General features: G+C 69.0%; 28 protein-coding genes. 9 read left to right on the top strand and 19 right to left on the bottom strand.

What is annotated here, in order from left to right; translation table 11 throughout:
* Positions 1-40: 40 nt before the first annotated feature.
* Complete coding sequence (locus tag B0F77_RS12965; protein WP_342746794.1) at positions 41-361, top strand: Scr1 family TA system antitoxin-like transcriptional regulator; 321 nt, start codon at positions 41-43, stop codon at positions 359-361.
* A 397-nt stretch (positions 362-758) separates the two neighbouring features.
* Here B0F77_RS12965 and B0F77_RS12960 read toward each other — a convergent pair whose 3' ends face one another.
* From B0F77_RS12960 to B0F77_RS12910, 11 genes are all read right to left on the bottom strand, one after another.
* A complete protein-coding gene (locus B0F77_RS12960; protein ID WP_086663114.1) occupies positions 759-1412 on the bottom strand; it encodes a sirohydrochlorin chelatase in 654 nt (217 codons plus the stop codon).
* Positions 1409-2503 carry a uroporphyrinogen-III synthase gene (locus B0F77_RS12955; RefSeq protein ID WP_086663113.1) on the bottom strand — a complete coding sequence of 365 codons (1095 nt, stop codon included), beginning with the start codon at positions 2501-2503 and terminating at the stop codon, positions 1409-1411. The genes B0F77_RS12960 and B0F77_RS12955 overlap by 4 nt, the downstream gene beginning before the upstream one ends.
* Positions 2500-2790, bottom strand: a complete 291-nt coding sequence (gene nirD / locus B0F77_RS12950; RefSeq protein ID WP_086663139.1) for a nitrite reductase small subunit NirD — start codon at positions 2788-2790, stop codon at positions 2500-2502. Before nirD ends, B0F77_RS12955 begins: the two co-directional genes overlap by 4 nt.
* A 20-nt stretch (positions 2791-2810) precedes the next feature.
* Positions 2811-5267: a nitrite reductase large subunit NirB gene (gene nirB, locus B0F77_RS12945; RefSeq protein ID WP_086663112.1), complete on the bottom strand. Its 2457-nt coding sequence runs from the start codon at positions 5265-5267 to the stop codon at positions 2811-2813.
* Positions 5268-5378: 111 nt separating this feature from the next.
* Positions 5379-6683: an MFS transporter gene (locus B0F77_RS12940; protein WP_086663111.1), complete on the bottom strand. Its 1305-nt coding sequence runs from the start codon at positions 6681-6683 to the stop codon at positions 5379-5381.
* Positions 6684-6783: 100 nt separating this feature from the next.
* Entirely contained in the window at positions 6784-8256 is a 1473-nt protein-coding gene (locus B0F77_RS12935) for an FAD-dependent oxidoreductase (protein ID WP_086663110.1), read from the bottom strand.
* Positions 8241-10169 (bottom strand): molybdopterin oxidoreductase family protein, encoded by a 1929-nt coding sequence (locus B0F77_RS12930; protein ID WP_086663109.1) that lies wholly within the window; start codon positions 10167-10169, stop codon positions 8241-8243. Before B0F77_RS12930 ends, B0F77_RS12935 begins: the two co-directional genes overlap by 16 nt.
* Before the next feature lie 105 nt (positions 10170-10274).
* Positions 10275-11072, bottom strand: a complete 798-nt coding sequence (locus tag B0F77_RS12925) for a TIGR02569 family protein (protein ID WP_086663108.1) — start codon at positions 11070-11072, stop codon at positions 10275-10277.
* An 88-nt stretch (positions 11073-11160) separates the two neighbouring features.
* The gene (gene moeZ, locus B0F77_RS12920) at positions 11161-12333 is read right to left on the bottom strand and encodes an adenylyltransferase/sulfurtransferase MoeZ (protein ID WP_086663107.1); all 1173 of its coding nucleotides are present in this window, start codon (positions 12331-12333) and stop codon (positions 11161-11163) included.
* A gap of 79 nt (positions 12334-12412) precedes the next feature.
* Positions 12413-13405 (bottom strand): DUF3152 domain-containing protein, encoded by a 993-nt coding sequence (locus B0F77_RS12915; protein ID WP_245848020.1) that lies wholly within the window; start codon positions 13403-13405, stop codon positions 12413-12415.
* A 40-nt stretch (positions 13406-13445) separates the two neighbouring features.
* Positions 13446-14399 carry an alpha/beta fold hydrolase gene (locus tag B0F77_RS12910; protein WP_086663105.1) on the bottom strand — a complete coding sequence of 318 codons (954 nt, stop codon included), beginning with the start codon at positions 14397-14399 and terminating at the stop codon, positions 13446-13448.
* 125 nt (positions 14400-14524) lie between these two features.
* Here B0F77_RS12910 and B0F77_RS12905 point away from each other — a divergent pair, with 125 nt between their 5' ends.
* Positions 14525-15154: a TetR/AcrR family transcriptional regulator gene (locus tag B0F77_RS12905; protein ID WP_086663104.1), complete on the top strand. Its 630-nt coding sequence runs from the start codon at positions 14525-14527 to the stop codon at positions 15152-15154.
* A gap of 40 nt (positions 15155-15194) precedes the next feature.
* On the opposite strand, the gene B0F77_RS12900 is transcribed toward B0F77_RS12905, so the two are convergent.
* Complete coding sequence (locus B0F77_RS12900; RefSeq protein ID WP_086663103.1) at positions 15195-15974, bottom strand: alpha/beta fold hydrolase; 780 nt, start codon at positions 15972-15974, stop codon at positions 15195-15197.
* Positions 15947-16834 carry an AurF N-oxygenase family protein gene (locus B0F77_RS12895; RefSeq protein ID WP_086663102.1) on the bottom strand — a complete coding sequence of 296 codons (888 nt, stop codon included), beginning with the start codon at positions 16832-16834 and terminating at the stop codon, positions 15947-15949. The genes B0F77_RS12900 and B0F77_RS12895 overlap by 28 nt, the downstream gene beginning before the upstream one ends.
* 61 nt (positions 16835-16895) lie before the next feature.
* Between B0F77_RS12895 and B0F77_RS12890 the strand changes: the two genes are divergently transcribed.
* Positions 16896-17579, top strand: coding sequence for a TetR/AcrR family transcriptional regulator (locus tag B0F77_RS12890; protein WP_086663101.1), 684 nt, complete (start codon positions 16896-16898; stop codon positions 17577-17579).
* Positions 17580-17885, top strand: coding sequence for a DUF4873 domain-containing protein (locus B0F77_RS12885; protein ID WP_086663100.1), 306 nt, complete (start codon positions 17580-17582; stop codon positions 17883-17885).
* A gap of 64 nt (positions 17886-17949) precedes the next feature.
* On the opposite strand, the gene B0F77_RS12880 is transcribed toward B0F77_RS12885, so the two are convergent.
* Positions 17950-18174 (bottom strand): DUF3107 domain-containing protein, encoded by a 225-nt coding sequence (locus B0F77_RS12880; RefSeq protein WP_030474076.1) that lies wholly within the window; start codon positions 18172-18174, stop codon positions 17950-17952.
* A gap of 191 nt (positions 18175-18365) precedes the next feature.
* Positions 18366-19007 carry a ferritin-like fold-containing protein gene (locus tag B0F77_RS12875; RefSeq protein WP_086663099.1) on the bottom strand — a complete coding sequence of 214 codons (642 nt, stop codon included), beginning with the start codon at positions 19005-19007 and terminating at the stop codon, positions 18366-18368.
* 186 nt (positions 19008-19193) lie between these two features.
* Here B0F77_RS12875 and B0F77_RS12870 point away from each other — a divergent pair, with 186 nt between their 5' ends.
* The 3 genes from B0F77_RS12870 to B0F77_RS12860 are packed head-to-tail and all read left to right on the top strand — an operon-like array spanning position 19194 to position 23074.
* Positions 19194-20846, top strand: a complete 1653-nt coding sequence (locus tag B0F77_RS12870; protein ID WP_086663098.1) for a DEAD/DEAH box helicase — start codon at positions 19194-19196, stop codon at positions 20844-20846.
* Between the two features lie 4 nt (positions 20847-20850).
* On the top strand, positions 20851-22188 hold the full coding sequence (locus tag B0F77_RS12865; protein ID WP_086663097.1) for an Rv3212 family protein: 1338 nt from the start codon (positions 20851-20853) through the stop codon (positions 22186-22188).
* Between the two features lie 7 nt (positions 22189-22195).
* On the top strand, positions 22196-23074 hold the full coding sequence (locus tag B0F77_RS12860; RefSeq protein WP_086663096.1) for an alpha/beta fold hydrolase: 879 nt from the start codon (positions 22196-22198) through the stop codon (positions 23072-23074).
* Between the two features lie 27 nt (positions 23075-23101).
* Here B0F77_RS12860 and B0F77_RS12855 read toward each other — a convergent pair whose 3' ends face one another.
* From B0F77_RS12855 to B0F77_RS12840, 4 genes are all read right to left on the bottom strand, one after another.
* Positions 23102-23533: a hypothetical protein gene (locus B0F77_RS12855; RefSeq protein WP_086663095.1), complete on the bottom strand. Its 432-nt coding sequence runs from the start codon at positions 23531-23533 to the stop codon at positions 23102-23104.
* Positions 23534-23629: 96 nt separating this feature from the next.
* Complete coding sequence (locus B0F77_RS12850; RefSeq protein WP_086663094.1) at positions 23630-24052, bottom strand: hypothetical protein; 423 nt, start codon at positions 24050-24052, stop codon at positions 23630-23632.
* Positions 24053-24063: 11 nt separating this feature from the next.
* Positions 24064-25374 carry an O-antigen ligase family protein gene (locus tag B0F77_RS12845; protein ID WP_158102678.1) on the bottom strand — a complete coding sequence of 437 codons (1311 nt, stop codon included), beginning with the start codon at positions 25372-25374 and terminating at the stop codon, positions 24064-24066.
* Positions 25375-25473: 99 nt separating this feature from the next.
* On the bottom strand, positions 25474-26082 hold the full coding sequence (locus B0F77_RS12840; RefSeq protein ID WP_158102677.1) for a prepilin peptidase: 609 nt from the start codon (positions 26080-26082) through the stop codon (positions 25474-25476).
* Positions 26083-26287: 205 nt separating this feature from the next.
* On the opposite strand from B0F77_RS12840, the gene B0F77_RS12835 reads away from it, so the two are divergent.
* Both B0F77_RS12835 and B0F77_RS47070 read left to right on the top strand, forming a co-directional pair.
* Positions 26288-26479, top strand: coding sequence for a Flp family type IVb pilin (locus tag B0F77_RS12835; protein ID WP_086663091.1), 192 nt, complete (start codon positions 26288-26290; stop codon positions 26477-26479).
* A complete protein-coding gene (locus tag B0F77_RS47070) occupies positions 26476-26634 on the top strand; it encodes a Flp family type IVb pilin (protein WP_143466700.1) in 159 nt (52 codons plus the stop codon). The genes B0F77_RS12835 and B0F77_RS47070 overlap by 4 nt, the downstream gene beginning before the upstream one ends.
* The last annotated feature ends 61 nt before the right edge of the window (positions 26635-26695 follow it).

The following is a 26695-nucleotide window of genomic DNA, read 5'->3' as shown; positions in this document are numbered from 1 at the left end:
GCTTCGACGGGACGTTCGAGAAGCGGTGTTCCCGGAGGCGATGTTGCGGCAGGTCGTGGTTGGACCACGGCTGATGAAGGCGCAGTTGCTTCGTCTCATACAGGTGAGCGAGCAGCCGAACGTCAGCCTCCGGGTCGTGCCGGGGACGTATCCGGCGACGGGCTGTCCCTTCACGTGGCTGAGCTTCCCGCACCGCCAGCACAACGACATCGTCTACCTCGACACGTTCCTGCGGAGCGAATACGTGGAGGAACCCGCCAAGATCGAGCAGGTGTCGCAGAGGTTCACGGCGTTGCGGAACCTGGCGCTCAGAGACGGCGAGTCGATGGAACTCATCGCCGAGGCAGCTGCCGCTTTGTGAGACATCGGAAGTCGAGCCCGACGCGAAGGCGAAGCCGAGCCGTCCTTGTCCTTAGCATGCGTATCGGGTGGGGTGATTCCGTCACGAGTCGTGACACAGCTCTTGCCCTGGCTCGGCTCGTGACGGAACCACCCCACCAACGCACCCAAACTACGAAACAGGCGGCCGCCGAAAGCAACAGGCGTGCCATCAACCCGCGTGCGGCGCTGGCCCGGTTCTTGATCAGATTGGCGGGGTCCGGGGCGGAGCCCCGAGTCCTAGACGCAACACGCCCAACGCAAGCCGACCACCCACACGAGCCGCGTCTCGCAACCCGCACGCCCGGTCCCCAGCCGTCCTCAACCACGAACAAACCGCGCAGTGGAACAGTTCCCTTGAGACCGGACCAGCGCCGGCCTCAAGCTGATTTCAGCAACCCAGCCCGAGCCTCGTAGTACTTGCGCAACAACGCATCGACCACAAGAGGATGCGCCCCGATCGGTTCGGACACGACGTCCGCGCCGCACTCGGCCAGCGACCCGTGGAATGCCCCCGGTGCCAGGAGCCACGAGGCCACGGCAACGCGGCGCCCCCGCAGCCCGGCCGCGAGATCGGCAACCACGTCGGGCACGCGGGGCGTCGCGGTCGCCACGTACCCCACCGCGGACGCTCCCAACAGCGAAGCCGCGCGCCGAACATCAGCCAGCGCCCGAGGGTCGGACGAACCCGCCGCGGCGAGCACCACTGCGTCGCCGCGACGGAAACCTGCTTCCCGCAACCGATCCCGCACCGCGGGCACCGCGTCCAACCCCAAGGGCGACGTCAGCACCACGTCCGGACGCAGACCGATCTGCTCGGGAATGTCCTTGCGCACGTGGTAACCGGAGGCCAGGAACACCGGGACCACGATGCACGGACCGTCCACAACGGACCGGACGTCGGGTTGCCGGACGTCGGCATAGGCGACCTCGACCGGTACGTCCACCGACTCCTGCACCAGAGCAGCGATCTCCGAGCACACCACCGGCCCACGCGGATCCCGCGTGCCGTGAAACGCCAACACCAGTTTCATGCGGGCTCCATAGCTAGCCGATAACCGCGCTTCACAACCGTGCACACCATCTGCGGCGACCCCAACGCGGTCCGCAGCCGCCCGATGGCGGTCTCGACGGCGTGCTCCTCGCCACCGGAAGGCAAGGCAGCCAACAGATCCTGCCGGGACACGACCCGGCCGCGCGCCGCCACCAACGTCCGCAGCACCGCCATCGGCGCCGGCGCGACGGGGCGCAGTTCGCCGTCGATCACGACGGCCTGGGCTCGCATCTCCATGTCCCGCGACGCGATCCGCAACCGGGTGGCACGGGCCGGCAGCTCCACGGCCAGTTCGCGCACCATCGACCCGATCCGCGAGCGCGCCGGCTGCACCACCGGAATGCCGGCGGCCACCAACGGGCCGGCGGTGATCGCACCGACGCCTACCACCAGCACTTCGCGCCGCAACATCGAGACCAGGTCCCCGTGGCGCGGGCCGGCGGTCCGCAGCACCGAAGACGCGGCTGGAGCGCTGGTGAACGTCAGCGCGTCCACCTGGCCGCCCAGGACCGCGTCGATCAGGCGGTGCAACGGCCCCATGTCCGCCGGTGGCTCCCACCGGTACACGGGGATCTCCACGACGTCGGCACCTGCGGCGCGCAGTGTGTTGACGAAGTCCGGCAACGGCTCACCGTGCAACTGGACGGCGACCCGCTTGCCCGACACCCCCATCCGCAGCAGGTACTGCAGGAGTTCGGCGTTCGACTCGGACGACGGCGACCACGCTTCGACCAGCCCTGCCGCCCGTACCGCGCCCTTGGCCTTCGGGCCGCGTGGCAGCACCACGGCGCCCTCCAGAGCGCGGTGCAGACGGCTGGCCAGTCCCCACCCCTCAGCTGCTTCGAACCAACCGCGGAAACCGATCGCGGTGGTGGCGACCACGACGTCGACCGGCGCGGACACCAGCCTCGACGTGGCCTCGTGCAGGTCGGCGTCGTCAGGCAGCGGCAGGATCCGGATCGCCGGACCGTGGATGACGGAGGCGCCCTTGCGTTCCAGCATGGCGATCAGTTCGTCGGCGCGGCGGGCCGCGGTGACGCCGATGGTGAAGCCCGCCAGCGGTCCGGTCATGTCACCTCCACTACGCCATCACGCACACGCACCGGATGCACCGCAACGGACACCGAAGGCTCGTCCAGGCACTTGCCGGTGGCCAGCTCGAAGGCCTGCTTGTACACCGGCGACACCACGACGGGGACCCCACCGCGATCGCCCACGATGCCGCGTGACAACACCGCGGCACCGCTGAACGGATCGATGTTGTCCAACGCGTGCAAGGAGCCGTCCGCGGTCAGGAACACCGCCACCTGCGAGCCGTTGGGCAGCAGCGCGGCCACACCCTGCTCGGGCCGCAACATGTCGAAGTCACAGACAACGGTCACCTGACGACCTCCGGAATTCCGAGCTGGACGGGAACGCGCTGACCACGCTCAGCGCGGAACGAGATCGTGGGATCCGGGGTGCCGGGCGCGTTGACGAACGACGTGAACCGCGCCAGCTTCTCCGGGTCCTCCAGCACGCCACGCCACTCGTCGGCGTAGTCGGACACGTGCGACTCCATCGCGGCTTCCAGCTCGGCGCAGATGCCGAGCTTGTCGTCCACGACGACCTCGCGCAGGTGCTCGAGCCCGCCGTCGAGCCCTTCCAGCCACGCCGACGTGCGCTGCAGGCGGTCGGCGGTGCGGATGTAGAACATCAGGAACCGGTCGATGATCTTGATCAGTTCCGCGGTGTCCACATCGGACACAAGCAGATCCGCGTGGCGCGGCGTGAAACCACCGTTGCCGCCGACGTAGAGGTTCCAGCCGTTCTCGGTGGCGATCACGCCGAAGTCCTTGCCGCGCGCCTCCGCACACTCACGCGCACAACCGGAAACGGCCGACTTGAGCTTGTGCGGCGAACGCAGACCGCGGTAGCGCAGTTCCAGCTCGATGGCGAGGCCGACGGAATCCTGCACGCCGTAACGACACCAGGTCGTGCCGACGCAGGACTTCACCGTGCGCAACGCCTTGCCGTACGCGTGACCGGACTCGAAGCCAGCATCGACCAGACGCCGCCAGATCTCCGGCAGCTGGTCGACGGTCGCACCGAACAGGTCGATGCGCTGCCCGCCGGTGATCTTCGTGTAGAGACCGTAGTCGCGAGCGACCTCACCGATGACGATCAGCTTCTCCGGCGTGATCTCACCGCCGGGGATGCGCGGCACGACCGAGTACGTGCCGTTGCGCTGCAGGTTCGCCAGGAACTTGTCGTTGGTGTCCTGCAACGAGACCTGGGTCTCGCCCAGGATGTGCCCGTTGTTCAGCGACGCCAGGATCGAGGCCACCGCGGGCTTGCAGATGTCGCAACCACGGCCGCTGCCGTGCTTCTCGACCAACGCCGTGAACGTGGTGATCCGAGTCGCGCGAACGATCTCGAACAGCTCCGCCCGCGAGTACGTGAAGTGCTCGCACAGCGCCTTGGACTGCTCGACACCGCAGTCCGTCAGGAGCTTCTTCAGCATCGGCACGCACGAGCCGCAGCCCGTACCCGCCTTGGTGCAGGCCTTCAGCTCGGCGACGTCACACGCCACACCGGACTGGATCGCGTCGGTGATCGTCTGCTTGGTGACCGCGTGACAGGAGCAGACCTGCGCGTCCGCGGGCATCTCCACGTCCACCGCGCCACCAGGCTGCAGCAGCGCGGCCGGGACTTCTTTGCCCACCAACGGTCGCAGCGACGGGTACGCCGACGCGTCACCGACCAGCACGCCACCCAGCAGGGTGCGAGCGTCGTCCGACACCACGAGCTTGCTGTAGGTGCCCGCAACGGCGTTGTTCACCACGACTTCCAGCGCGCCCTCGGTGACCGCGTGCGCGTCGCCGAACGACGCCACGTCCACACCGAGCAGCTTCAGCTTCGTGGAGACGTCCGCGCCGGGGAACACCCGAGTGCCACCGGAGATCTGGTCCGCGACCACCTCGGCCATCGCGTAACCGGGAGCGACCAGCCCGTACGCCACACCTTCGACGGCAGCGCACTCACCGATCGCGAACACCCGCGGATCAGCGGTCCGGCAGGCGGCGTCGACCAGGTACCCACCGCGCGGCCCCAGTTCCAGCCCCAGATCCAGATCGGTCCGCGGCCGGATGCCGGCGCTGAACACCACGACGTCGAGGTCGAGTTCGAGTCCGTTGGCCAGCTTGGCGATCAACCGGGTGCCATCACGTTCGATGGAGTTCGCGGAAGTCCCGGTGTGCACGGTCAGGTCGAGCTTCTCGACCAGCCGCTTCAGCAGTCCGGCACCGCCTTCGTCCACCTGGATCGGCATCAGCCGCGGCGCCAGCTCGACGACGTGCGGCGAGACGCCCATGCCGCGCAACGCGTTGGCCGCCTCCAACCCGAGGAGGCCACCGCCGAGCACCATGCCGGAGTGCCGGCCGGGCCGGTCAGCGGCCTGCACGGTCTTCCGGATCTCGTCCAGGTCGTCGATGGTCCGGTAGACGTGGCAACCGGGCAGATCACGACCGGGAACCGGCGGCACGAACGGCACCGAGCCGGTGGCCAGCACCAGCGCGTCGTACGTGACTTCAATGCCGGAAGCGCCCACGACAACGCGGCGCTCCCGGTCGACGGACACGGCCTTCTCGCCGAGCCGGAGCTCGCAGCCGGTCAACGGCGCGAGCTCCAGATCGGCGGAACTCCAGGTGTCCACATAGGACGACAGCGCGACACGGTCGTAGGCGGGCCGGGATTCCTCGCCGAACACCACGATCCGCCACGACGAGTCACGGAGGATCTCGACGAGCCGGTGGCCCACCATGCCGTTACCGATCACGACCAAGGTCTGGGTCATCGGGCAAACCTCCTTCGCCCGGTATGCTCACCGGGCGGCGTGTCATCCCAAGGTCCGCAATATTTCGCGGTTGTTAAAGGAAACTCTCTTCGCAGCTCAGAGCGATGTGCGTCACACGCCCGCGTAGGCGAGCGACGGCCGCTCCGCAAACACGGTGCGCCGCAGGTAGAACCACCACGTCGTGGCGACGCAGACCCCGTAGAACACCAGGAACGCGGTCAGCGCGGGGGTCAGGGTCTTCGAGCCTTCGAGCGAGAACTTGAAGACGAGGTTCACCAGCACACCACCGGCGGCGCCGATCGCGCCCGCGATGCCGACCACCGCGGCGGCCTGGCGCTTGGCCGACTTGTCGTCGTCCACCTGGGTGCGGAAGATCGCGGGAATCATCCGGTAGGTCGAGCCGTTGCCCACGCCCGCCAGGATGAAGAGCGCGATGAACGAGCCGAAGAACAGTGCGAAGTTCTTCGAGTCGACACTGACGATCACGCCGATGGTGCCGATCCCGAGGCCGACGAACGTGCCGAGCGTCACCTTCGCGCCACCGATCCGGTCGGCCATCCAGCCACCGAACGGACGGGCCACCGAGCCGATCAGCGCGCCGAGGAACGCGAGCGCCACCCAGCTCTTGTAGTCGACGAAGCTGATCTTGATCAGCGACGGGAACGCGAACGAGAATCCGATGAACGAGCCGAACGTGCCGATGTACAGGAACGACATCACCCAGGTGTGCTGGTTCGACAGCGCCAGCTTGTAGGACTGCCCGTCCGGCTTGGCCTGCGTCAGGCTGTCCATGAAGAACCACGCGCAGGTCGTGGCGACCACGATGAACGGCATCCAGATCAGCGCCGCGTAGGCGAGGTGGACCCCGGTGCCGATGGTGATCACGATCGGCACGATGAGCTGCGTGACCGCGACACCGAGGTTGCCACCGGCGGCGTTCATGCCGAGCGCCAGGCCCTTCTTGCCCTCCGGGTAGAAGAACGAGATGTTCGCCATCGAGGACGAGAAGTTGCCACCGCCCAGGCCCATCGCGGCCGAGGTGAGCAGGAAGAACCAGTAGGGCGTGCCCGGCGTGGCCACCGCGTAGGCCAGCATCGTGGTCGGGATCAGCAGCAGCCCGGCGCTGATCGTGGTCCACGCCCGCCCGCCGAACTTCGGCACCGCGAACGTGTAGGGCACCCGCAGCACCGCGCCGACCAGGTTCGGAACGATCAGCAGCCAGAACTGCTGCCCCACGCTGAAGTTGAACCCGACCGAGCCGAGGCTGACGACGACAATGCTCATCAGCACCCACACGCTGAACCCGAGGTTCTCGGCGAAGATGCTCAGCGCCAGGTTCTTGCGTGCGATCCGCTTGCCGGTGCTCTCCCAGAACTCGGGCTTCTCCGGCTCCCAGTGCTCGATCCAGCGGCTCATGAATGTCCTCCACACGGGTTCGGCGACTGCCGGAAAAGTTAGGAAGCTCGGATTACCGAGCGGTTCTGGCCGATGACGGCGGAGGCAACTCCCCCGCACATCACGCCGAGGCGGGCTGTGAGGCTCCGAGCCAGTCCAGCAACCCGCACACAGCGTCCTTGCACCCACCACAGCCCGTGGTCGCCCTGGTCGCCTCCGCCAGCTGCGGAACGGTTTCCGCGCCCGCCCGCCAGGCCGAGACGATCTGTCCCTTGGAAACGGTGTTGCACCGGCAGATCACCGCGCTGGACGGCAGATCGGCCGGCGACGCGGCTTCGGCCGGCAACGCACGCCCCAGCAGCAGTGCCAGGCGGTCCGTCGGCGCGGGGATGCCGCGGTCGTAGAGCTGGGTGATGGTGGCAGCGGCATCGGGTGCGCCGATGACGATCGCGCCGGCCACCCGGTCGTCGCGCAGCACGAGCTTGGCGTAGCGGCCGCGCGAGGGTTCCTGGAAGCACAGGACTTCCGAGTCCGGGCAGTCCACCTCGGTGTGCACGTCGCCCAGCGCCGCCAGGTCGATGTCACGAGCCTTCAGCCGGGTGACGACGGACGTGCCGCGGTACCTGGAGGCCGGGTTCGAGCCGGTCAGGCGGTCCGCGAGCACGGCGGCCTGGTCCCACGCGGGCTGCACCAGGCCGGAGACCGTGCCGGGGTGCTGGGCGCAGTCACCGATGGCGTGGATGCGCGGGTCGCTGGTGCGCAGGGCGTCGTCGACGATGATCCCGCGGTCGACCTCCAGGCCCGCCTTGACGGCCAACGACGTCTCGGCGCGCACACCCGCGGAGACCACGACGAGTTCGGCGGGGACGTGCGTGCCGTCGTCGAGGACCAGACCGTCACCGGGCAGGTACTTGGCGGCCAGCGCGTTCAGGCGGAACTCGATGCCGAGCTGGCCGAGGGTGCGGGCGAGAACACCGCCGGCGCCGGAGTCGAGCTGACGTTCCATGAGGTGACCGACGGGGTGGACGACGGTGACCAGGCAGCCGCGCCCGGCGAGCCCGCGGGCGGCCTCGATGCCCAGCAGCCCGCCGCCCAACACGACCACCGGCGCGCCCTTGTGGGCCTTGGCCTCGATCTCGGCGCAGTCGTCGAGGGTGCGAAACGCCACCACGCCGGCCGCCAGCTGACCGTCCTCCAGCAACCCCTCGGCAGGCGGCACCCACGGCGTACTGCCCGTCGCGAGCACCAACGCGTCGTACGGCAGGCTCACGCGGGGCCCTTCCGTGCTGTCAGAGCGAACGAAAGCTCCCCGCGTGCACTCAACGGTCACGGTGCGTGACGATCGGTCGAGCGAGACGACCTCGTGGCCTAGGCGGAGGTCGATGTTGTGGTCGGCGGCCCACTTCTCGTCGTGCAGTCGTGTCGACGCCGGCGTCATCGACCCCGCCACGACCGTCGACAACAGCACCCGGTTGTACGCGGCGTGCGGTTCCGCACCCACGATGGTGATGGAAATGTCCTGGTCACGGCGGCGCAGCTCATCGGCCAACCGTGCGCCCGCCATGCCGTAGCCAACGATCACGACTCGTCGCATACCCGCTCCAATCGCACCGCGCACACCTTGAACTCGGGCATCCGGCTCGTGGGATCGAGCGCGGGGTTGGTGAGCAGGTTCGCCCGCCCGTCACCGGGAAAGTGGAACGGCAGGAACACCGCGTCGGCCCGCATGCTCGGCACGCACCGCACGACCGCCGTCACCGTTCCTCGCCTGGACACGACGTGTGCCGGCTCGCCGGAGGCGAGACCGGCCCGCGAAGCCGTGTCCGGGTGCATTTCCACGTACATCTCGGGAACTGCCTTCATCAACTCGCCGACCAGCCGCGTCTGCGCGCCGGACTGGTAGTGCTGCAGCACCCGTCCGGTGGTGGCCTGCAACGGGAACTCGTCGTCCGGCGGCTCGGCGGGGCCGCGGTGGTCGACCGGGACGAACCGCGCCAGCCCGTCGGGGTGCGCGAACCGGTCGAGGAAAAGCCTTGGCGTGCCGGGATGGTCGACGGACGGCACCGGCCAGTGCAGCTGCTCGGACTCCAGCCGCTCGTAGGTGATGCCGGAGTAGTCGGACAGGCCGCCCTTCGACGCGCGGCGCAGTTCGTCGAACACGACCCGCGGCTCGGTGGAGAACCCGGTGGCCCCCAGGCGAGAAGCCAGGCCGTTGATCAGCTCCAGGTCGCTGCGCACACCCGCGGGCGGGTCGAGTGCCTTGCGGCGCCTGATGATCCGGCCTTCGAGGTTGGTCATCGTGCCGTCTTCCTCGGCCCACTGCGTCACCGGGAACACGACGTCGGCCATCGCGGCGGTCTCGGACATCACGAAGTCCGCCACCACCAACAGGTCCAGCGCCTTCAACCGATCGGCGACACCGGAGGCCCGAGGCGCGGACACCACCGGGTTGCTGCCGAACACCAGCATCGCCTTGAGGTCGTCCGCGTCCAGCAGCTCGTACGCGCTGCGGCCCGGTCCTGGCAGCCAGTCGACGCCCCAGACCTCCATGATGTGCTTGCGCGCCACCGGATCGTCGAGCTTGCGGTAACCGGGCAGCTGGTCGGCCTTCTGCCCGTGCTCACGCCCGCCCTGCCCGTTGCCCTGCCCCGTCAGGCAGCCGTAACCGGACCCGGTGCGCCCCGGCAGTCCCAGCGCCAGCGCGAGGTTGATCCACGCCGACACGTTGTCGGTGCCCGAGGCGTGCTGCTCGGTGCCTCGCCCGCTGAGGATGTAGGACCGCCCGGCCAGCATGTGCACGGCAGCGCGCTGATCAGCGGCCGAGACACCCGTGACGCGTTCGGTGTGCTCCGGCCACCACCGCGCGGCGATCCGCCAGGCGTCGTCGAAGCCCGAGGTCCGCTCGGAGATGTACTCCTTGTCGATCACGCCCTCGATCACGGCCGTGTGCAGCAACCCCAGCGCGAGCGCGAGATCCGTGCCCGGCGCGGGCTGCAGGTGCAACGTGGCGCGCTCGGCGGTCGGCGTGCGGCGCGGGTCGATGACGATCAGCCGCGCGCCCTCCAGGTGCCGCAGGAACGGCGGCATGGTCTCGGCCGGGTTCGAGCCGGCCAGCATGATCGTGTCGGCGGACCGCAGGTCGGTCAGCGGGAACGGCAGACCGCGGTCCAGTCCGAACGCCTTGTTGCCCGCCGCGGCCGCCGACGACATGCAGAACCGGCCGTTGTAGTCGATCTGCGAGGTCTTCAGGGCGACGCGCGCGAACTTGCCGAGCAGGTACGCCTTCTCGTTGGTGAGCCCGCCACCGCCGAACACGGCGACCTCGTCGGGCTCGTACGACCGGATCCGGGAGGCCACGAAGTCCAGCGCCTCGTCCCACGACACCGGCGAGCCGTGCAGCAGCGGCGTGGTGAGGCGGGACGGATGGCGCAGGAGCTCCCCCGCCGTCCAGCCCTTCTGGCACAGCCCACCGGGACCAGGAGTCACCTGGCCGTCGATGACGCTCATGGAGCACTGCAGCGCGCAGTAGGGGCAATGGGTCACGCAGCTGACGCTAAGAAGCCCGCGTTAACCCGATGCTCTGAAATGTTTCGTCGATGGAAAATGACCCGCTCACAGCAGTGCGGTGACCTGGTGAGCAGCTCGTTCCAAGCCCGCAAAGGACTGTGATGTTGACAACGGGTGCAGGGCGTGCACGGCCAGACGGAACAAAGTCGCGCGCAGCAGCATCTGCTCCCACTCGGCCTGGTGACTCCACCGGTGCAGCAGACCGGAGTCCGCGCCACCCCACGCGACGGCGTCCACGGCGATCACCGCGGCGGCCCACTCGGCGGGGCGCCAGTACGCGGTGAAGTCGATGACGGCGGGCTGCGCGTCCCCGGCGAACAGCACGTTGCCGAACAGGTCACCGTGCACGACCTGCGGCTTGAGGTTGATCGGCTTCTGCACGTCCTTCAGCAGGTCGAACAGCCTGCCGCCGAGGTCGGCGTCGAGCGGCACGTCCTCCTCTCCCCACGCCTTGCGGTCGGCGACGGCGAACACGTCGGTCCGCGTCTCCAGGAACCGGGGTTTCGGCAGCTCGGCCGTGGCCTGGTGGAGTCGTTGCGCGACCGCGATGACCTCGTCGTGACGTGCCTCGGCACGGCCGGCGAGGAACTTGGTGGCCGACCAGCCGCCGACGACGTAGCGGCCGTCGGTCGAGCGCAACGGTCTGCCGACGCGCAGGTTCGGCACGTCCAGACCGTCGAGGGTCTTGGCGATCCAGGTGGCCTCGGCCGGCTTGGGCGCCGGCCGGATGGTGGCGTCGGCGCACCGCCACGCAGGGCCACCGTCGATGAGCTCTGGTTCGGCGTCACGTGCCCCGAACGCCGCACGCACGTGCGCTGGGGGCGGTTCGGGGGACCGGGTCACGATCGCGCACGCTACCTGGCTAGACCGTCCGGGTGGTGGACCGCGACACGCGGCTTTTCCACACCACCACCCGAACAGCCCAGTCTCGTTAGTACGTCGGCAGGCTGGGGTCGACTTCGCGGGCCCAGGCCAGCACACCGCCACCGACGTGCACGGCGTCGGAGAAGCCCGCCTTGTGCAGCGCCGCGAGCGCCTCCGCCGAGCGTGCACCGGACTTGCAGTGCAGCACCAACGGCTTGTCCTGCGGCAGTTCCGAGAACGCCTCGCCGGACAGGATCTTGTCCTTCGGGATCAGCACCGAACCGGGGATCCGGACGATCTCGAACTCGTGCGGCTCGCGCACGTCCACCAGCAGGAAGTCCTCACCGGACTCCTGCTTGTGCTTGAGCTCGAGCGGCGTGATCGTGTTGCCCGCGGCCGCCTGCTGCGCGTCCGTGGACACGACCCCGCAGAACGCCTCGTAGTCGATCAGCTCGGTGATCTTCGGGGACTCCGGGTCCTTGCGGATCTTGATGGTCCGGTACGACATCTCCAGCGCGTCGTAGACCATCAGACGGCCCAGCAGCGGGTCGCCGATGCCCGTGAGCAGCTTGATCGCCTCGGTCACCATGATCGAGCCGATCGACGCGCACAGCACGCCCAGCACGCCACCCTCGGCGCAGGAGGGGACCATGCCGGGAGGCGGCGGCTCCGGGTAGAGGTCGCGGTAGTTCAGGCCCTGGCCGTCCGGCGCGTCCTCCCAGAAGACGCTGACCTGGCCCTCGAACCGGAAGATCGAGCCCCACACGTACGGCTTGCCCAGCAGCACCGCGGCATCGTTCACCAGGTAGCGCGTGGCGAAGTTGTCGGTGCCGTCCAGGATCAGGTCGTAGTCGCGGAAGATCTCCAGCGCGTTCTCGGAGTTGAGATGCGTCTGGTGCAGCACGACCTTCACGAACGGGTTGATCTCGGCGACCGAGTCGCGTGCGGACTCCGCCTTGGGGCGGCCGACGTCGGACTGGCCGTGAATGACCTGACGCTGCAGGTTCGACTCGTCCACGACGTCGAAGTCGACGACGCCGAGCGTGCCGACCCCGGCCGCGGCCAGGTACAGCAGTGCCGGGCTGCCCAGGCCGCCCGCGCCGACGACGAGCACCTTCGCGTTCTTCAGCCGCTTCTGCCCGTCCACCCCGACGTCCGGGATGATCAGGTGCCGGCTGTAGCGCGCGACTTCTTCCTTGGTCAGCTCCGCGGCTGGCTCAACGAGCGGCGGAAGCGCCATGCTGGTCCTCCTCGACGAATGTCTCCGTGTCCGAGACAACGTCTACCCTGCCTGGACTCTTCCCGGTTGGAAAGCCGTCTCAGCCAGCGGGAAACGGGTTCGGCTTGCAGATCTTGCCGTCCGCGGGCACCACGTCCTGACCCGCGTTGAGCTGCGACACGAAGTTGTTCGCCACGCCGAACGTCTGCTGCATCATCACCGGCGCCGGTGCGTCGTTCTCCGCACACGCCGCGTGGTTGTTGCCCAGCGCGTGGCCGACCTCGTGGTTGATCACGTAGGTCCGGTAGCCGGGGATGTCGGACCCGTAAGCCATCGCCCCGCGCACCCAGCGGGCGACGTTGATGACGACCCGCTTGCTCGGCTTGTCGTAGCACGACGTCTCGAACGGGATCTCCCGGCCGCAGATGGTGTGCGTCGTCTTCGTGGTGGTCAGGCTCACGACGAAGTCCGGGTTCTGGTTCGCCTCGACCCGCTGCAGCGCGACCTGCTTGGTGCCGATCCAGCTGCGCGGGTCGGACAGGATCCCCTCGACGGTCCGCGCGAACGCCGCGTCGTCGTTGTTGTAGTCGGCGGGCTGCACGCCGTCCTCGATGGCGATGGCGTACTTGCGGAACGTCCGCGCGTTGCCCTCGCCCACCCTGGCCCCGCCGCCCGCGATCGCCCGCCAGGTGCCGACGCCGTTCTCGGAGAACGCCGGTCCGGCCGGCAGTTCGGCGGTGGGGATGTCCAGCTTCGGCTTCTGGGCCTGCACCTCCGCCGGAGGCACCTCCGGCGTGGAGGTGGACGTGTCGGCCCGGTTGTCGGCCGCCCCACCTGCCGGGGGCGTCTTCGGCTGCACCGTGTCGAGCACCACCAGCGCGGTCAGCACGAGCAGGACCGGGATCGCGTAGATGCGCCACCCGTAGTTGGAGACGAGCTTCTTCACGCCGCCGCGCTTGCGGGGTCTGCGGTGCTGGGCCGTGCCGTCGGGTTCCCAGGCAGCCGCGAGCGGTTCGGCGCTGGTCCGGCGCTCGCCGCGGCGATAGCGGTCAGCCGACGGATCAGTTCGTCCTCGCTCGGGGGCGCGATTCACGTTGCCCAGGGTCCCACACCCCCCGTATGGCCGGTGTTCGTCACCATGTGTGTCGGTCGACCGCCTCCCACATGCCCAGCACGGCCCTGGCCACGGTGGCCGGCCGCTCGATCTGGGCGACGTGGCCGGTGCGCGGAAGCACCAACAGTCGTCCCCTGGGCAGCAGCCTGGCCGTCCGCGGCCCCTTCCGCACGCTGACGAGCCGGTCGTTCTCCCCCCACAACACCAGTGTGGGTGGCTTGACCAGCGGCAACAACCGCCAGAGCGACTTAGGGCCCGGTGTGAGCCAGCTCTGCATCAACCCGAACGTGCTGCGGTTGAGCGCCTGTGCCGCCCACTGCTGCCGGGCGCGCTCCTCGTTCTCCCTGATCGACTCCTCGATGCGGTGGTCGGGCACCACGCTCGGGTCGGCGAAGCAGAGGTCGAGCATCTGCTTCGTGCGCTCGTGCGCGGTCAGCTTGGCGAGTTCCCTGCGCACCTTGGACCCGATGATCGGCAGGACCGCGAGGGCCATCCGCGGGTCAGACATGCGGTCGAGCCGCGGCCGCAGATCAGGGACGGCCGGGCTCACGAGGGTGAGCGTCTTCACCAGATCCGGCCTGGTCGCGGCCGTGATGACCGAGATCGCGCCGCCCATGGAGTTGCCGAACAGGTGCACGGGCCCGTTCAGCGTCTCCAGGTACTTGATCACCGTGCGGGCGTGCGTGGCGAGGCTGAAGTCGTAGCCGGGAATCGGCTCGGAACGCCCGAACCCCGGCAGGTCGATCGAGTAGCCGGTGACATGTTCGCGGAGCTGGGCCGCCAGGTCCGTCCAGTTGGTCGCGGACCCGCCGAGCCCGTGTACGTAGACGGCAGGAGGCCCGTCGCCAGGCGTGACCCTGACGTGCACCTCGTGATCATCGACCTGGTGGAACTCACCTGGCCACGGCGTCTGCGACTTGTCCAGCGGCGGCAGGGCGACCGTGGACAGCGGGGCGGGGATCAGCGTGCTCACCGGACCAGGATGCGGGAAAGAAGCTCCGGATGGTTCCCGGATGTGAGCTACCAGCGAGTAAGGTTGCGTCACGCCTCGGTCAGGCCACCCCTCTCCGACGGCCGATCACTCGTGCTGGAGGCACCATGACGGAGACGGCGCAGAGCGCACCCGCAGGCAGGGGCGTTCGACTGCCGCGCACCGCCCGCCGCGCGCAACTGCTGGCAGCGGCGCAGGACGTGTTCGTCGCCAACGGCTACCACGCCGCGGCGATGGACGAGATCGCCGAGCGCGCGGGCGTGTCCAAGCCGGTGCTGTACCAGCACTTCCCCGGCAAGCTGGAGCTGTACATGGCCCTGCTCGAGTCCCATGTGGACGAGCTGGTCGGCCGCGTGCGCACCGCCATCGCCTCCTCGACGGACAACAAGCTGCGCGTGCGCGCCGCCGTGGCCGCCTTCTACGACTTCGTGGACAGCGAGGGCCAGGCCTTCCGCATGGTCTTCGAGTCCGACCTGCGCTCAGAGCCGTCCGTGCAGTCCGCCGTCGAGCGCGCCACCACGGACTCCGTCGACGCGATCACCGACACCATCACCGCGGACGCCGGCCTCGACCCCGAGCGCGCCCGGCTGCTGGCCGTCGGCCTGGTCGGCCTCTCACAGGTCACCGCCCGGTCGTGGCTCGCGGACAACCGCCGCGTGCCCAAGGAAGACGCCGTTGCGCTGATCTCGAACCTCGCGTGGCGCGGCATCGGCGGCGGTTTCCCGCTCCAGCACTGACGACACCACGAAAAGGGCCCGCTCGCGCGGGCCCTTTTCGCTACATCAGTGCGGCGATCCGCCTGGCCACGTCCTCGGACCGTTCCAACGGCAGCATGTGCCCGCTCTTCGGGTAGATCACGAACTCGGCGCTCGGCAGCGCCTCCGCCAGCACCCGCGAGTGCCGCATCGGCGTGAGCAGGTCCCACGACCCGGCCATCACCACGGTGGGGATCTCCGCCAGCACCGCCAGCGCCTCCCGCCGCTGGTGCAGCGTCAGCTCCTCGCGGATCCCGACGAACGCCGCACCGGTCGTGTTCCCCGCCATCGCCGCCGCGGCCCGCACGTCGGCCCAGCGCGGCCGACGCCCGAACGTCACCCGCAGGCCAGGCGTGATCAGGCGGCCGAACCCGACCTTCGGCCGCCTGATCAGCCACTTCCCCGCGAGCCGCTCCACACCGCTCAGCCGGGGCAGGTTCCCGCACGACGTGGCCACGAGCGCCACCCCCGTCACACGCGAGAACAACTCGGGACGTTGCTCGGCCAGCGCCATGATCGTCATGCCGCCCAGCGAGTGCCCGGCCAGCACGATCCGCCCGGTCGGGACGCGCTCCTCCAGCACCGCCGCCAGGTCGTCGGCGAGCTCGGAGATCGTTCCCGCGCCGGTGGACTTCCCGTGACCGCGCACGTCGTACCGGACCACCCGGCCGGGCAGAGCGGCGGTGACGCGGTCCCACGTCGTGTGGTCCATGGTCCAGCCGTGCAGCAGGACCGCCGTCACGTCGGAGGTCGAGTCTCCCGACTCGACGACGTTCAGCCGATCAAGAACGAACGACGCCATGAGCGCATCCCCGGCTTTCCGACGAGTCCGGCCTCATCCAGGAACGACATGATCCGTTCCCCCGACCAGCGAATGGTCTCCTGGAAGCGCTCGTTGCCCAGTGCCTGCCGGCGCGCCTCGCGCACGTCCAGGCCGACGGCGGCGTACACGTCCGGGTTGATGATCGTGCGCGTGATCATCATCGACACGTACCCGACCAGCCACTTCTGGTACGGCAGCTCGTAGCCCTTGAGCTCGCCCATCCCGCGCAGCAGTTCCTCCCGCGCGAACCGCACGTGCCGGGCCTCCTCCAGCACGTGGATGCGGTTCACCATCCGCACGATCGGCTGAACGGTCTCGTCGTTCATCGCCTCGCGCTGCAGCCGGTCGAGGATCTCCTCGGCGACCAGGATCGAGCCGTACATCGCGGGGCCGTAACCGATGGTCGGCAGCAGCTTGCCCAGCCGGTGGGTCGTCCGCACCGGGCCGTAGGGCGGGCAGCCGATCCGTTCGACCAGGCGCGCGAACATCGTCGAGTGCCGGCACTCGTCGGCCACCTCGGTCAGCGCGTACTGGGCGTGCCGCGACGTCGGGTCGGTGTTGTAGACGACCTTGACCAGCATCTGCATCAGCAACAGCTCGAACCACAGGCCCACCGAGGCGATGGACGCCAACTCGTGCTTGGACAGCTCGATGCGCTGCTCGTGGGTCAGGGACTCGTAGAGGGGCGTGCCGTAGAGCGAAATGCGCTGTTCAGGGATGTAGAAGAGACCGTCCACCAGAGGTGCGGACCAGTCGATGTCCACCTCTGGGTCGTAGAACTTCTCCGCGGACGACTTCAGCAGCCTCTCCGCCGTCTTCTCCCGATCGGCGACCCTCATCGGTTGCCCTCCCCGGTAAGTGTTACTTGAGGTAACGGTTACTTCTGGTAGCGTGCGTCACATGGCACGCACTGTCAAGGGGCCGGACGCGCGACGTGAGCGGTGGAAGGGTCATCGCGAACAGCGCAGGGCGGAGTTCGTGGAGGCCACGATCGCCGCCGTGGCGAGGAAGGGCCCCGACGTCGGCATGGAGGACGTGGCCGCGGAGGCCGGCGTCAGCAAGCCCGTGCTGTACCGGCACTTCACCGACAAGTCCGACCTGTACCTCGCGGTCGGCCAGCGCGCCACCGAGCTGCTGATGGAACGGATGGGCCCGGCGCTCGCCGCCGACGGACCGATCAAGGACCGCATCCGGCGGATCGTGGACGCCTACCTGTCCGTGGTCGAGGACAACCCGAACCTCTACCGGTTCGTGGTGAAGGGGTCATTTCTCGACCGGCCGGTCGAGAAGGACGTCGTGCAGGAGGACAAGAACCTCATCGCGAACACCCTGGCCCGGATCCTCGGCGACTACCTGCGGGCGTTCGACATGGACTCCGGCGGCGCGGAGCCGTGGGCGCACGCGCTCGTCGGCATGGTGCAGAACGCGGGCGACTGGTGGCTCGACCGCCAGACCATGTCCAGGGAGAACCTCAGCGATTACCTCGCCACGATCATCTGGCACGCCATCGACGGACTGCTCCGCTCGGCCGGCGTCCAGGCCGACCCGGCGAAGCCACTCACCCCACTCCGATTGGTGGACTAGATGAGCGACGAGCACGACGAAGAGGGCTACACCGGTTCAGCGACCCTCGTCTTCGGTTCCGACGAGGTGAGCGTCGAGGTCGAGCTGCGCGGCTACTTCCAGCCGATCGACGGCCGCTACCACTGGTACGGCCGGATCAAGCAGAACGACGAGGTCACCACCCGCACAGAGGCCGGCACCCGCACCGCTCTCCTGCGCACTCCCACCGGCGAGGCCCAGGGCACCCTGACCGATCCCGACCCTTGGAACCGCTACCGCATCAGCGGCATCTCCACCCCGCCCTACAAGATCCAAGAACCCGCCTAGCAAACGATGAAGGGACCCTTCATCCACGTCAGGTGGATGAAGGGTCCCTTCATCGTTGAACGACTCAGGCGCCGAACCCGACCTTGCGCGAGTCCTGCGGGCCGATCTCCACGTACGCGACGCGGCCAGCGGGCACGACGAACCGCGCACCCTTGGCGTCCACCAGCGACAGCACGCTGGACTTGCCGGACACCGCGTCCGCCACCAGAGCCTCAACATCTGACGGGTTGAGCTCACTGGTCACGACGAGTTCCCGCGGGCTGTCCGCGACGCCGATCCTGACCTCCACGCTGACCTCCGTGCTCAAAGAGAAACTGATCCTGAGCCTACCCAGTGCGGCGACCACAATCACCGCCAGACGCTCCCGGTGCTCAGCAGGGCACCTCGCGGCGCCGACCCCCGCCCNNGGGCGGGGGTCGGCGCCGCGATGCACCCGTCTGACCAGCGGGAATCGTCCGGCGGTGGTTGGTGGTCGCCGCACTAGCCCAGACCCAGCTGCGTCATGCGCCGCGCGTGCGACTGCTGGAGCCTGCGGAACAGCTGACCGATCCCGGCGAGGTCACCAGACCCCCGGACGATGAGCTCGGAGAGGCCGTCCCGCTCCGCCACCACGTACTGGGCCTGCGTCAACGCCTCGCCGAGCAGCCGCCGGCCCCACAGCGCGAGCCGGTCGCGCACCCGCGGATCCGACTCGACGGCGGCCAGAACTTCGCGCTCAGCGAACGCCGAGTGACCCGTGTCGGCGAGCACGGCGAGCACCAGCTCGCGCGTCGGCTCGTCCAGCCACTCCGCCACCTCGCGGTAGAAGTCGGCGGCCAGGCCGTCTCCCACGTAGGCCTTCACCAGCGACTCGAGCCACGACTTGGGGCTCGTCGACTCGTGGAACGCGTCGAAGCCCTTCACGAACGGCGTCATCGCGTCCTCGACGGTGATGCCCTCGGCGGCCAGGTACTTCTGCAACAGCGTGAAGTGACCGATCTCCGCCGCGGCCATCTGCGCCAACGCCGCGCGCCCCGCCAATGTCGGCGCCGTGCGCGAGTCCTCCGTCATCCGGTCGAAGGCCGAGAGCTCGCCATATGCAAGCGCTCCCAGAAGATCGACAACACCCTCCGCAACACCCATGAAAACCAACTCTAGTGGTCAACGGGGTCTCGCCAGGTAGAATGGCCACGGACGCCCGGCGTGACGAGTGTGACGAACCGCTGAGTCCCAATGATTTTTGGGCAGGCGCACGAAATGGTGCGCGTACACCTTTCCCGCAGCTGATCCGAAGCGCGGTCGAGAGGCCCGGCCAGGGCTCGTACGCGCTTGGTACGAGAGAGGCTGATCACCCTGACCGCTGAAGTAGAAGCACATCTGGACCCGGTCCTGCTGGAGCACAGCGAAGCCGGAGTTCCCGAAGAAGACCCGTCGCACCCGCTGCTCGCGGATGCCCCCGTGGACACCGAGTCCCCCACGTTCGCCGAACTGGGAGTGCGTGCCGAGATCGTCAAGGCGCTCGGCGAAGCCGGCATCGTCCGCACGTTCGCCATCCAGGAGCTGACGCTCCCCATCGCGCTGGCCGGTGACGACCTCATCGGTCAGGCCCGCACCGGCACCGGCAAGACCCTCGGGTTCGGCGTGCCGCTGCTGCACCGCCTCGACACGCCCGGCGACGGCACGCCGCAGGCACTTGTGGTCGTGCCCACCCGTGAGCTGTGTCTCCAGGTCGCGCACGACCTCACCGACGCCTCGAAGCACCTGGACGTGAAGGTCGCCGCCATCTACGGCGGCATCCCGTACGAGCGGCAGATCTCGCAGCTCCGCAAGGGCGTCGACGTCGTCATCGGCACGCCCGGCCGCCTGCTCGACCTGGCCGAACAGCGCCACCTGGTGCTCGGCAAGGTCCGCGCGCTGGTGCTGGACGAGGCCGACGAGATGCTCGACCTGGGCTTCCTGCCCGACATCGAGCGCATCCTCACCATGGTCCCCGACCAGCGTCAGACGATGCTGTTCAGCGCGACCATGCCGGGCCCGATCATCACGCTGGCCCGCACGTTCCTGAACCAGCCGACGCACATCCGTGCCGAGGAGAACGACGCAGGCCAGACGCACGAGCGCACCAAGCAGTTCGTCTACCGGGCGCACTCGCTGGACAAGCCGGAGATGCTGGCCCGCGTGCTGCAGGCCCGTGACCGCGGCCTGTCGATGATCTTCGCGCGGACCAAGCGGACCGCCCAGAAGGTCGCCGACGACCTGACCGAACGCGGGTTCGCCGCGGCCGCCGTGCACGGTGACCTGGGCCAGGGCGCACGCGAGAAGGCGCTGCGGGCGTTCCGCAGCGGCAAGGTCGACGTGCTGGTCGCCACGGACGTCGCGGCGCGCGGCATCGACATCGACGACGTGACGCACGTCATCAACTACCAGTGCCCCGAGGACGAGAAGACCTACGTCCACCGCATCGGCCGCACGGGCCGGGCCGGGCGCGAGGGCGTCGCCGTCACGTTCGTCGACTGGGACGAGACGACGCGCTGGCAGTCCGTCAACGAGCTGCTGAACCTCGGCCAGCCGGAGCCGATGGAGACCTACTCCACCTCGGACCACCTGTTCGAGGACCTGGGCATCCCGTCCGGTTCGACCGGCAGGCTGCCGCTCAGCCACCGCACGCGGGCCGGTCTGGACGCGGAGGTCGAGGAGAAGCTGGACCGCAAGGCGCCGCGCAAGCGTCGTCGCAGCGGCAGCGGCAGCCGTTCCGGCGCGGCGGGCGAGCAGACGGCGCCCGAGACGGCCGAGGAGACCCCGACCAGGCCGAAGCGCAACCGCAGCCGCACCCGCAGCCGTGGTGGCGTGCCGGTGGAAGGTGCCGAGGTCACGACCGATGCTCCGGCCGCGGAGGCGTCGGACCAGACCGCGTCGGACAAGCCCCGCAGGCGTCGGCGTCGCCGAAGCTCTGCCGAACAGGCCGCTCCTTCGGCAGACTGATCACATGTCGTCCCCCGGTTCCGACGTCACCGACATCGAGGACGTCCTCGACGAGCCCGCGAACCAGTTCGCACCCGAGCCCGTCGAGGAACGTCCGCGCGCCCGGTCGTGGCGCACCCGCGCCGACTACGTCGCGGTCGCGCTGATCGCCGTTGTCTCGGTCGTCGCGGCCGTGCTGACCTGGGCGTTCAGCGATGCTCGTGCCACGACGTCGGTCACCGGGCCGTCGTCGTGGGACCCGCTGCCCGAGGTGGTCGCGCTGCCTCCGTCGCTCGCCGAGGTCTGGCGCGCGAAGAGCGGCGCGTCGCTGTCGCCGGTGGTCGTGCAGACCCCGCTGAAGGACACGGGCGAGGAGAAGCCGTCGACGGTCGTCACCGGCGACGGCGGCGAGGTCAACGGGCGCGACCCGCTGACCGGTGACATCCGGTGGACGTACCGGCGCGACCTGCCGCTGTGCACGGTGAGCACGGCCTGGGGTCGCGCGATGGCCCTGTACTCCAAGGGCACGAACTGCTCGGAGCTCACGTCGCTCGACGGCATCACCGGCGAGCGCAAGGCGCAGCGCAACGGTGATGCCGAGCCGGGCACGGCGCTGCTCAACGAGGGCTCGCACCTGATCACGACCGGGTCGAAGTTCGTCGAGGTCTACCGGCGCGACGACCTGGTGCGCTCGCTGGAGTACGGCGGCCTGCGCGCGATCGTGAACCCGAACAAGCAGCCGCGGGTCGGCTGCACGTACGGCTCGGTGGCCGTCACGTCCGGCCGGTTCGCGATGGTCGAGCGCTGCCCGGACGACCCCACCGACCGGATCTCGGTGCTCAAGCCGAACCCCGACAAGTCCGACGAACCCAAGGTGTTCGCGAGCACCCTGACCGGCGGCACGAAGGTGCAGGTCGTGGCCTTGACGGACAAGCTCGTCGCGGTGGCGATCCCGAACCCGAGCCGGCTGGTCGTGTTCGACGCGGAGAGCGGCAACCAGATCAGCGACACGCCGATCGACGTGCCCGCGTCGGACTTCACCGACCCGCCGAACCACGTGTCGCGCGGGTTCACGACGAAGACGAACGCCTTCTGGTTCACCGGTTCCAGGACGATCGCGCTGTCCCTGGACACCCTCACTCCACTGTGGACCGCTGACGGCACGCTGGGCGCCGGCACGACGCTCGCGGGCCGCGCGCTCATCCCGGTGAAGGAGGGTCTGCGGGTGTACGAGCAGGCCACGGGCGCGGTCGTGGGCACGATCCGGGTGGGCCGTGAGGGCTACACCGGCCCTGTGCAACTCGCCACAGCCGGTCGCGTTGTGCTCGAGCAGCGTGGCGAAACCCTGGTCGCGCTGGGATAGTTCCCTCGTGTACTCGCAGATCAGCCCGCACCGGGCACAACGTGTCGACCTGCCGGGCCGCTACGGCACGATCGCGGCACTGCGGGCGCCCGCGGTGGGCGACGACGCGTTGCGCACGACGGCGCTGCTCGTGCCGGGCTACACAGGGTCCAAAGAGGACTTCGCGCCGATCATCGACCCAATCGCGGACGCCGGTTTCGAGGTTCTCGCGATCGACCTGCCGGGCCAGCAGGACTCGCCAGGCCCGGACGACGAGGCGCTGTACCGCCCCGGCCCGCTGGGATCGGTGCTCGCCGAACTGATCGGCAAGATCGCCGCGGACGGCCGGCGCGTGCTGCTGCTGGGTCATTCCTACGGCGGTCTGGTGACGCGGGCGGCGGTGTTCGCGGGTGCCCCGATCGCGGGCCTCACGCTGATGTCGTCCGGCCCGTCCGAACTCCCCGCGGGTGAACGGCGCACGGTGCTGGAGGTCGGCGAGCACGTGCTGGCCGAGCAGGGCGTCGAGGGCACCCAGAACCTGAACGAACTGCGGGCCTCGCAGAACCCGGCGTGGGTCGCGCTGCCGCAGGAACTGAAGGACTTCTACCGCAACAGGTTCCTGGCCTCACCGGCCGCGTCGCTGCTCGGCATGGGCAACGGCCTGCGCTTCGAACCGGACCAGGTGGCCAAGCTGTCCCGTGCGCTGCGGTCGTCCGGCATCCCGTGCCTCGTCGTGTGCGGCGACGCGGACGACGCGTGGACCCCGGCCGTCCAGCGCGACATGGCCGAGCGGCTGGACGCGGACTTCGCCGTGCTGCCCGGCGTGATGCACTCGCCGAACACCGAGGCACCGCACGACCTCGTGGCCACTTTGCTGCCGACGTGGCGGGCCTGGCTGACTTCGTGAAGTCACAAGGCAGCCAGGCCCCGTTGTTCACGAGACGATCATGATCTCACGGTCGTCCCTGGCGCTGCCGATCATGGGCGCGCCCAGGAAGGCCTCCGCGTAGGCGGTGCCACGGCGGAATGCGTTGTCGCGGGCCGTCAAAGTCATCGTGACGGTCTTGGACTCGCCGGTGCAGTCGATGCCGATGTCGTCGCTGCCACTGGCGATGCGCCCCCCGGCCACGGCCTCGGTGACCTGCAGGCTCAAGACGACCGTGGTACCCGCCGGGCAGGCGTAGGTGACGTTGACCTTGAGCACGACACCCCGCACCTCGGTCTTCGCGGGCGACTCGACCTGCACCACCATGGCCGACGGTGACTGAGTGCTCACCTGCGCCATGGCCGGTGCGACGGACGCGATGAGCGCGCCACCCGCGGCGGCGACGACCGCCAGCGTCCTTCCCCCAAATGATCTCTTCATGCTGTTGTCCCCTCAACAGTTCGTCCCTTGTGCACGGAAACCCCAGAACGGTCTGGCTGACCTGGAAACGCCGCAGCCGGCCAGACCGTTTTCACCTCACCAGGGGGAGATCCGGATCTCCTTCTCTTCCCTGGCCGCGTTGTTGTTCTGGTAGGTCCGAAGCTCGCTCTTCGAGAAAGCGGGAGCGATCACGTCGAACGGGCGGTCGCTGGCCGTCACGGTGACCGTGGTGGTCTCGAACCCGCCGTTGCAGTTCAGGTTGTCCTTGTACGCACTGCCGACCGCCACCCCCAGGAACTTGGCCTGGTTGAGGGTCACGTTGAAGTACCCGATGTGGCCGGCGGGGCACGCGTAGGTCACCTGCACCTCGACCGCGGCACCCAACGCCTTCAACTTCGCCGAATCCACTCTGATCGCACCCGCGGAAGGCGACTGCGCGCTTACCTCCGCCATGACGGGCGCGATGGAGGCGAGCACCGCGCCACCCGCGACGGCGACGACCGCCGCGGTCTTCCCCATGGAAAACTTCCTCATTCTGCCGCAGTCCCCTCACTCGTTCCGTCCGTTGTGGACGGAAACCCCAGACCGGCGCACAGGCCGGCGACGATGAGCACGACGGGCAGGTGCCACAGGAAGTCGAAGCCGCTGTGCACCAGCACGACGACGACCGCTGCCATCGCCCCCGCCCACAACGACGTGCCGCGCCCTCGCCACATGGCGATCAACACTGCGGCCACGACCCCCATCACCAGCAACAGCCCGACGACCCCCAACTCAACGAGCACCTGGAGGTACTCGTTGTGCACATAACGCATGAACCGCATACCCGCGTTGCCCTGCTCGAAGAAAAAAGATCCGTTTCCTGGCCCGACCCCGAACAGAGGTGCCTTCGAGGCCAGGTCGAGCGCGGCTTGAGTGGCTCCGGCGCGGTCCGGTGAGCTGAACGAGACCCGCGTGGCCAGCCGGTCCGAGAACGCGAACGCCGTCACGGCGCCACCTGCGGCGACCAGCACCGCGACCGGTACGACGAACCGTCCGAGCCTGGGCAGCCCGAGCGCCACCAGGGCACCCAGTATCAGCCCGGAGACGGCGATCAACGGCTGCGGCTCGTCGGCCACCCGCATGGTCGGCAGCAGCGCGGCGACCGCGACCACAGCCCCGAGCAGTGGCGGTGTGGCGGCCACGACGGTCTTCTTGAAGCCGGAGAACACGCACAGCACCAGCAACCCGGCCGCCAGCGCGATCACACCCGCGCGGCTCATCGTGGCGCCGATCCCGGTGCACAGCAGGAAAGCCATCACCGACGTGATCAGCGTCGGCCGCAGGACCAGCGCCAGCATCGCGGCGGCGGCCATCACGGCGGCGGCCGCGTTCGGATAGGTCAGCGTCGACGCGGCCCTCAACAACCCCTCGGCGACCGTCGTCCAGGACTGGATCCGGAACACCACGGCCACCCAGCCGGTGAACCCGACCAGCGCCGCGACGCCGACGATCACCGTGGCGAGTAGTTCGCGTTCCGCGGAATCAGCCTGTGCCGCAACGAGAACCGCCCCGACGAACACTCCGGCGGCGGCCACGGCGGGCACCGCCGAAAGCACATCGCCTTCGAGCAGTCCGCGCACGACCGCCCACAACGCGAACGCCCCGCCCGACACCGCGAGCAGGTTCGGCCGCGGACGGGCGAGCGCGACGGCCACCCCGACCAGCAGCCCGGACAACACCCGGCCGGGCAGGTAGTACCCGCCCTGCGCGACGACAGCGGCCGCGAACCCAGCGACCACCAGCAACACCGGAACCGGCAACGCGACCGAATCTCGGCGCGCGCCAACGACATCCCCCACAGCCATCGAATTCCCCCACCGCTTCACCTCCGCCTCCCCAAGCGGATTGAGAGCACACTGTAGGTGGCGGAACGGCGCTGCGGAAGGGCGAACCAGGCGTCAGCTCAGCAACACCGCGGTGAACGCGCCGAGCAACATGAACGGCCCGAACGGCAGCGTGCTCTTGAGCGTGACCTTCCGCAGGAGCAACAGGACCAGCGACACCACGGCCGACAGGACGAACGCGAGCGCGGCGCCGAGCAGCAGCACCGGCCAGCCGAGCCAGGCAAGCGCCATCCCGACGACGCCGGACAGCTTCACGTCGCCGTAGCCCATCCCCGCCGGGTTCACGAACTCCAGCACCCGGTAGACGAACGCGAGCAGCAGCCCGCCGAACACCGCACGGCCAAGCGCGCCGATGCTGCCACCGGTCAGCGCGGCGACGGTCAGCAGGATCAGCACCGCCGGGTACGCGGGCAGCGTCAGCACGTCCGGCAGCCGCCGCACGGCCGTGTCGATGAACGCGAGCGCGACGCCGACCGCGCCCAGGCACGCGAACGCGAGGACCTCCACCGAGCCGGCGAACTTGGTCGCGAGCACCGCCAGGACGGCGGCCGACACGAGCGGCAACGCGATGCCGGTGCGCGTGAACCGGTTGACCAGCTCGCGCAGCGCGACACCGGAGGCTAGTCCTCCGACAGCGCCTCCGACGGCCCAGAGAAGAGTCATGTGAGCGACGGTAGGTCGCTCTGGTGCACAACGGAACGTGACGAAGGCAGGTCTGGCCGACAGGTCGACAGCGTGTCCCCCGATCGACCGACATGTCCCCCTAACTGCGTGTTCGTTACACCTCTTCGCCCGATACCGAACAATATCGGTCGTCACGCAGAGTTGCGGTGTCCGAATCCGGAATCCAATTCCCCAGGAGACCGTCATGCTCACGTTCCTCAGCTACGTGCAGACGTTCCTCAACCACATCAAGCGCGAGAACGACGATCGCGGCGCCACAGCCGTCGAGTACGGCCTGATGGTCGCCCTCATCGCGATCGTGATCATCGCGGGCGTCGCACTGGTCGGCACCAACCTGCTCGCGCTGTTCAACGAGATCGCGGCAGAACTCACGTGACGACCCGTCGGCGTGACGTTGACCGCGGTGCCACGGCCGTCGAGTACGGCCTGATGCTGGCGTTGATCGTCGTCGCGGCGATGGTGGCCATCACGGCCGTCGGCACCAACATGGCCGCGATGTTCGACTTCATCGCCGACGTCATCGACGGCTGAACGTCTCCTGTCCCGCGCGGCCGGCGAATCCCCTCCGCCGGTCGCGCACCTTTCTTCGGAG

Source organism: Lentzea kentuckyensis, from assembly GCF_002150765.1.
Lineage (GTDB): Bacteria > Actinomycetota > Actinomycetes > Mycobacteriales > Pseudonocardiaceae > Lentzea > Lentzea kentuckyensis.
The sequence above is the reverse complement of the archived record's forward strand: the minus strand, read 5'-3'. Positions and strand labels throughout refer to the sequence as shown.

Excerpts from the sequence above, each read along its gene's own strand:
- B0F77_RS12965 (WP_342746794.1), top strand. The coding sequence starts at position 41 with ATGTTGCGGCAGGTCGTGGTTGGACCACGGCTGATGAAGGCGCAGTTG.
- B0F77_RS12960 (WP_086663114.1), bottom strand. The coding sequence starts at position 1,412 with ATGAAACTGGTGTTGGCGTTTCACGGCACGCGGGATCCGCGTGGGCCG.
- B0F77_RS12955 (WP_086663113.1), bottom strand. The coding sequence starts at position 2,503 with ATGACCGGACCGCTGGCGGGCTTCACCATCGGCGTCACCGCGGCCCGC.
- nirD (WP_086663139.1), bottom strand. The coding sequence starts at position 2,790 with ATGTTGCGGCCCGAGCAGGGTGTGGCCGCGCTGCTGCCCAACGGCTCG.
- nirB (WP_086663112.1), bottom strand. The coding sequence starts at position 5,267 with ATGACCCAGACCTTGGTCGTGATCGGTAACGGCATGGTGGGCCACCGG.
- B0F77_RS12940 (WP_086663111.1), bottom strand. The coding sequence starts at position 6,683 with ATGAGCCGCTGGATCGAGCACTGGGAGCCGGAGAAGCCCGAGTTCTGG.
- B0F77_RS12935 (WP_086663110.1), bottom strand. The coding sequence starts at position 8,256 with ATGCGACGAGTCGTGATCGTTGGCTACGGCATGGCGGGCGCACGGTTG.
- B0F77_RS12930 (WP_086663109.1), bottom strand. The coding sequence starts at position 10,169 with ATGAGCGTCATCGACGGCCAGGTGACTCCTGGTCCCGGTGGGCTGTGC.
- moeZ (WP_086663107.1), bottom strand. The coding sequence starts at position 12,333 with ATGGCGCTTCCGCCGCTCGTTGAGCCAGCCGCGGAGCTGACCAAGGAA.
- B0F77_RS12905 (WP_086663104.1), top strand. The coding sequence starts at position 14,525 with ATGACGGAGACGGCGCAGAGCGCACCCGCAGGCAGGGGCGTTCGACTG.
- B0F77_RS12900 (WP_086663103.1), bottom strand. The coding sequence starts at position 15,974 with ATGGCGTCGTTCGTTCTTGATCGGCTGAACGTCGTCGAGTCGGGAGAC.
- B0F77_RS12895 (WP_086663102.1), bottom strand. The coding sequence starts at position 16,834 with ATGAGGGTCGCCGATCGGGAGAAGACGGCGGAGAGGCTGCTGAAGTCG.
- B0F77_RS12890 (WP_086663101.1), top strand. The coding sequence starts at position 16,896 with ATGGCACGCACTGTCAAGGGGCCGGACGCGCGACGTGAGCGGTGGAAG.
- B0F77_RS12885 (WP_086663100.1), top strand. The coding sequence starts at position 17,580 with ATGAGCGACGAGCACGACGAAGAGGGCTACACCGGTTCAGCGACCCTC.
- B0F77_RS12875 (WP_086663099.1), bottom strand. The coding sequence starts at position 19,007 with ATGGGTGTTGCGGAGGGTGTTGTCGATCTTCTGGGAGCGCTTGCATAT.
- B0F77_RS12865 (WP_086663097.1), top strand. The coding sequence starts at position 20,851 with ATGTCGTCCCCCGGTTCCGACGTCACCGACATCGAGGACGTCCTCGAC.
- B0F77_RS12855 (WP_086663095.1), bottom strand. The coding sequence starts at position 23,533 with ATGAAGAGATCATTTGGGGGAAGGACGCTGGCGGTCGTCGCCGCCGCG.
- B0F77_RS12850 (WP_086663094.1), bottom strand. The coding sequence starts at position 24,052 with ATGGGGAAGACCGCGGCGGTCGTCGCCGTCGCGGGTGGCGCGGTGCTC.
- B0F77_RS12840 (WP_158102677.1), bottom strand. The coding sequence starts at position 26,082 with ATGACTCTTCTCTGGGCCGTCGGAGGCGCTGTCGGAGGACTAGCCTCC.
- B0F77_RS12835 (WP_086663091.1), top strand. The coding sequence starts at position 26,288 with ATGCTCACGTTCCTCAGCTACGTGCAGACGTTCCTCAACCACATCAAG.